This is a genomic window from Arthrobacter sp. H41, assembly GCF_000520535.1.
Taxonomy (GTDB): domain Bacteria; phylum Actinomycetota; class Actinomycetes; order Actinomycetales; family Micrococcaceae; genus Arthrobacter_D.
Genome location: NZ_AZRZ01000501.1, coordinates 1 through 689, shown reverse-complemented (window position 1 = coordinate 689; position 689 = coordinate 1). Strand labels below are relative to the sequence as shown.

1 pseudogene is annotated in these 689 nt (G+C 69.2%); it reads left to right on the top strand.

Features of this window, described 5'->3' with window-relative positions:
- A pseudogene (locus Y705_RS22070) lies at positions 1–594 on the top strand (LamG domain-containing protein); the annotation flags it as partial.
- Between the last annotated feature and the right edge of the window lie 95 nt (positions 595–689).

Below are 689 nucleotides of genomic sequence, written 5' to 3'. Positions count from 1 at the left end.
ACGCTGGCCGGCCGCATCGACCTCTTCGGCAGCCGGACGTCCGTGACGTACCGGGCCGGCATGGGCAGGTTCACGGAGGAGACGACGCCCAACGTGAAGAACCGCTCGCACCGGATCACCGCACGGGTCGACATTCCCAAGGCCGGGGCCGAGGGCGTGATCATCGCCCAGGGTGGCCGGTTCGGCGGCTGGTCGCTGTACGTGCTGGACGGATGCCTGAGCTATGCCTACAACTGCTACGGGCGTGACCTCTACACGGTTTGCTCGGACCAGCCGCTGGAGCCGGGGACCAGAGAGCTGGTGTTCGAGTTCTCGTACGACGGCGGCGGGGTCGGCCTGGGCGGCAACGTGCGGCTGAGCGTGGACGGGAAGCAGGTCGGAGAGGGACGCGTTGAGAAGACGACCGCCTACTACTTCTCCTTCGACGAGACCCTCAACATCGGGGTCGACCGGGGCACCCCGGTGACCGACGACTATCCCGTGCTGGACAACGCGTTCACCGGCACCATCGACACCGTGCGCGTCGACCTGCATGGCGACGTCGAGGAGCTCACGGCGGCCGAGCAGCAACGGGCGCTGCTGGCCCACCAGTAGGGCCGGGGCATCGTGGGATGCTGAGGACAGCGGTGCGGGCCCGCCCCGCACCGGGAGAAACCGGCTTGTGGCCCGGTGCGACTGCGCGCCGGGCC